This window comes from Janthinobacterium foliorum (genome assembly GCF_978021625.1).
Genome location: NZ_CDXDQE010000035.1, coordinates 1 through 3,913, shown reverse-complemented (window position 1 = coordinate 3,913; position 3,913 = coordinate 1). Strand labels below are relative to the sequence as shown.

The window sequence follows — 3,913 nt, the reverse complement described above, 5'->3', positions numbered from 1 at the left end:
AGCCCTTGGCCGCGATGCCACCCGTCTTAATCATGTTCAGCCATTCATTCGGCCCGACGCGCCCGCCCGTGGCGGTGATGACCTGTTGCACGATGTTGGCCTGGGCTTCAAACTTTTCCTTACTCTCTAGGCCGCCACGCAGCTCGATGACCTTGAGCATGTCCATGAACTTGCGTTCATTGTCGGCGCCTTCTTCCTCGCCAAAGAAGGCGTGATTGGCAAACTTCATCTTGGCCAGGGTAGGGGCGACCATTTCCGCGTGGTGCACGTCGGCAAAGGCGCTCATGCCATCGCGCATGAGTTGCAGGTTGTCGAGCTGGCTGGTGCCGTAGGTCTGCATGTTGCGGGCAAAGGCGACCGCCTCGGCTGAGACTTTATCGCCCAGGCCCAGCGCGTTGACCCTGCCCACTTCCGTCTGATAGTGCTTGGCCTCGTTCAGCCCTTTGACGACGGGCGCGCCCAGCACGGCGCCCGTGGCGGTGGCGCCGGCGCCGGCCATGGCCAGGTTGCCAGCTTTGTTGCGCAGCTTGTCGGCATGCTGAGTGGCGTTGGTGACGCGCTGCTGCTTGGCGGCGGAGGCGGCCAGGCGCTTTTGTTGTGAGGCCAGTTCAACGTTTGTCAGCTGGATGCTGTTTTTGAGCCATTCCTGCGCCTTGCCCAATTGGCGCGTGTCGATGCCAGCATCTTTCAGGCTGGTGCGCAGGACGCGGAATTGCTGGCTCTGTTCTCGGCCTTTCAGCGTCAAGGCCTGTGTGACCTTTGTCGCCGCCTTCAAATCACGCGTCATGGCGCGTGTGGGAGACTCGGTCTGTTTTATGCTTGCGGCCAGCTCTTTTACTTTTTTTTGAGCTTCTTTCAGCTCAACCCCCGTTGTTCGAATACCGCTATGCAGTTCGCGGAATTTCCCCAGGTTTTTCTGCTGCGCGTTGAGGTCGCGCAAGCGGTCGCTGGTCGCCCTCAAGGCCTTGGCTGTCTCGCTAGAACCGGCCACGACTTTCTTGAGCGGGCCGGTGATCTTGTCCAGTGCCGCAAATACCACCTGTAACTTCAAATCCCGACCAGCCATCTATTCCGCTCCGCTTCGCTGCCTGGCGCGTTCGCGCCAGGCCATCAGTTCATCAATCGTAAAATCGTCCATCGCTGCCGGCGTCCAGTGGAAGACGCCGGCAATGTCGGCCATGGCGTCTTCTACTTCGCCGGGGATACCGTATGGCGATCGGCTTTGCTCACCAAAAAACCGGCAACCTCGGCGCCCACGGTGAGCAAGTCGGCAGGGTCCATGCTGGCCACGTCGTGCGCCGTCAGGGTCGGCTCGGTGATGCGCGGCAGCACGATCTGCAGGGCCGACACGTTCAGATTGGCAAGCTCGATCAGGGAAATGCCGCGCAGCGCGCCCGCCTTGGGCTTGCGCACGGTGAGCGAGGTGATGAGGGTGTCGCCGCGCTTGATCGGCTCGTCCAGTTCGATGACGGCTTGGTTTTGGGTATCGTTGTGCATGCTGTGTTCCTTGTTGTCGTGTGATTTAAAAAGGGGATTACAGGCCGATGGCCTTGCGGATGGCCGTATTCGTGTCGCCGCCGCCGAAGTTTTCGGTGCCGCTCATGAAGTCCAGTTCGATGACTGTGACGCCGTCGATCATCAGCTTGTAATAGCTGCAGGCCATGGTGTATTTATGGGTGGTGTCGTCGCCCATCTTGGCCGCGCCCATGTCGATTTCCTTGTAGCGGCCGCGCACAACCACTTCCACGGCGGCGACCGTGCCGTCATCGTCCTCCTGGTAAGCGCCGGCAAAGCGCAGTTGCACGGCGCCGTGCGTGTGCGCGCCGTACTGTTTCAGGGCTTCGGCGATCAGGCCGCCGCCGCTCCATTCCAGCGACAGCGCCTCGTTGCCGAAGTCCACGGACACGGGGCCGCTCATGCCGCCGGCGCGGTACTCCTCCATCTTGCGGCTGAGTTTCGGCAAGGTGACTTCGGGCACCATGCCCATGAAGGACACGCCGTTTTGAAACAGATTAAAGTTTTTCAGCTTGCGGGGCAGGCCCATAATTTCTCCAGTATTTCAATGCGCCCGCGCTGGCGCGGGCAGGGTGGTGATGTGGCGCCTGTACGACTAGGCGGCGATGCGCGAGGCGAAGTCGGCCAGGTAGCGGTCGGTGATGCGTTGCTGGAATTTCAGGTTTTCCAGCGGCGGCACGGGCGTGTAGTCGTAATCGATGGCCAGCTTGCCGTCTTTCAGGCCCGTCTTGTCGTTGTATTGCTCGTCATACCAGGCATGGCCGTCGATGATGTAGCCCTGCAGTTTCAAGTCGCGGAACTTGGCATTGATGCTTTCCAGCAGGTCGCGCACCAGCGAAGGATGCAAGGGCACATCGACGTAGGCGAAATGCGCTTCGGCGATGGTGTCGGCCAGCACCTGGGCCGTGCGCGTGTAGCTCTCGTAGTAGAAAAAGCCGCCTTGCGCCTCGCAGGTGCGCGAACCCCAGAAGCGATAGCCGCCCATGTTAATCAGGGTGGTCACTTCCTTGGCGTTGAGCACGCCGGCATCGGTGGCGGGGTCCTGCAAGTCGAAAAACACGTCCTTGCTGATGCCGGTGGGGCCATTCACGACGACGTTGGACAGCGTCTTGTGCCAGCCTGTTTCCTCGTCGATCTTGGCGCGCAGGCCCATGGCATAGGCCACGGCGGACATGCTGGCCTCTTCATCGATGGCGGTGTTCCAGCTGACGAAGTCGGGCCAGATGAGCATCAGTTCGCGCTGGCCGAACTGGCCGCGGTAAGTGATGGCTTCCGTGGCGTTGGCGCAACCGTAGGCCGATGCGTAGGCAAAAGCGCGCAGTTGCTGCGCCACGCTGGCCAGGGCGTTGGCCACGGTTTGCGTGTCCAGGCCTGGCGCGCCCAGGATGCGCGGTTTCACGCCCAGCTTGCTTTGCGCGGCCAGCAAGGCTTTCACGCCCAGGTACTGGCCGTCTGGCGAGACGCCGCCCACCACGTTGCTGGTGGTTTCCGCTTCCGTCTCGCCTTCGGCCACGCGCACGACGACGCACAGCGGTTTGGTCTGCGCGGCGATGGCTTCCAGCGCGCGGTACAAGGTACCGCTCTTGCCGGCCTTGCCCATGGCGGCCAGAACGTTGGTGACGAGCACGGGTTTATTCAGCGGGAAGGCGGCCGCGTCGGCATCCTCGGCCGTGGCGATCAGGCCGAGCACGGCGGTGGAGACGGTGCGGATAGGGCGCGAACCCTCGTTAATTTCGATGACGCGCACGCCATGGTGGTAGTCGGTGGGCATGGTTGGCTCTCCTGATGTGAGGTAAAAATAGGGATTACTGGCTGGTGTTGGCGGACAAGACCGCTGGCAAGGCTGCGCCGGCTTCGGCGAAGGCGCGGCGCGCCTCATCCGGCAACATGCCGGCGATGCGGTTGTATTCACGTTCGACGGCTGCTTGCAGCGCTGGCATATCCTCGGCAGCGCACACCGCCGTGCAGGCGGTGATATTGAGCAAGTCGGTACGCGCCGTGCTGATCGCTTGCACGGTCGCCATGTCGGTGCTAGCCAGTGCGGCAAAGCCGATGCCCGCCAGGCGATTCAATACGGCGTCACGGGACAGGCGTACCTTGTCCATATAGTGTTCCGCCAAGGTGGCGAAGGCGACAGGTGGAGCATCTGAGATGACAAGTTTCCCCCGCTTGAATGCGAAGGTTTGTCCCGGTTGCCGTGCCATCGCGCGTTCAAAATCAGCGTAATCGACATCAGTAATGTCGTCGGGTAGGGTGGCGTAATCTTCTGTGTACGGATAAAAGTTGCCCGTGGATTTGGAATAGCGAATGTTCATTTTTTAGTAACCAATGGCAATAACGTCGATGTACATGGCAGGCGCATTGCCCTTGATGTCTACATAGGATGCGGTTGGTGTGT

5 protein-coding genes and 1 pseudogene are annotated in these 3,913 nt (G+C 61.1%); all 6 read right to left on the bottom strand.

Annotated elements, in window-relative coordinates; all coding sequences use genetic code 11:
• Positions 1-1,066 (bottom strand): annotated as a pseudogene (locus ACZ92H_RS29305) (phage tail tape measure protein); the annotation flags it as partial.
• Positions 1,067-1,180, bottom strand: a complete 114-nt coding sequence (locus tag ACZ92H_RS29300; protein ID WP_071650277.1) for a GpE family phage tail protein — start codon at positions 1,178-1,180, stop codon at positions 1,067-1,069.
• 8 nt (positions 1,181-1,188) lie between these two features.
• Positions 1,189-1,497, bottom strand: coding sequence for a phage tail assembly protein (locus ACZ92H_RS29295; protein ID WP_465050664.1), 309 nt, complete (start codon positions 1,495-1,497; stop codon positions 1,189-1,191).
• A 37-nt stretch (positions 1,498-1,534) separates the two neighbouring features.
• Positions 1,535-2,044: a phage major tail tube protein gene (locus ACZ92H_RS29290; protein ID WP_465050665.1), complete on the bottom strand. Its 510-nt coding sequence runs from the start codon at positions 2,042-2,044 to the stop codon at positions 1,535-1,537.
• Positions 2,045-2,110: 66 nt separating this feature from the next.
• Positions 2,111-3,286, bottom strand: coding sequence for a phage tail sheath protein (locus tag ACZ92H_RS29285; RefSeq protein WP_465050666.1), 1,176 nt, complete (start codon positions 3,284-3,286; stop codon positions 2,111-2,113).
• A gap of 34 nt (positions 3,287-3,320) precedes the next feature.
• Positions 3,321-3,830 (bottom strand): hypothetical protein, encoded by a 510-nt coding sequence (locus ACZ92H_RS29280; RefSeq protein ID WP_465050667.1) that lies wholly within the window; start codon positions 3,828-3,830, stop codon positions 3,321-3,323.
• Between the last annotated feature and the right edge of the window lie 83 nt (positions 3,831-3,913).

Coding starts and splice junctions, on each gene's coding strand:
- ACZ92H_RS29290 (WP_465050665.1), bottom strand. CDS start 2,044: ATGGGCCTGCCCCGCAAGCTGAAAAACTTTAATCTGTTTCAAAACGGC.
- ACZ92H_RS29300 (WP_071650277.1), bottom strand. CDS start 1,180: ATGGCCGACATTGCCGGCGTCTTCCACTGGACGCCGGCAGCGATGGAC.
- ACZ92H_RS29285 (WP_465050666.1), bottom strand. CDS start 3,286: ATGCCCACCGACTACCACCATGGCGTGCGCGTCATCGAAATTAACGAG.
- ACZ92H_RS29295 (WP_465050664.1), bottom strand. CDS start 1,497: ATGCACAACGATACCCAAAACCAAGCCGTCATCGAACTGGACGAGCCG.
- ACZ92H_RS29280 (WP_465050667.1), bottom strand. CDS start 3,830: ATGAACATTCGCTATTCCAAATCCACGGGCAACTTTTATCCGTACACA.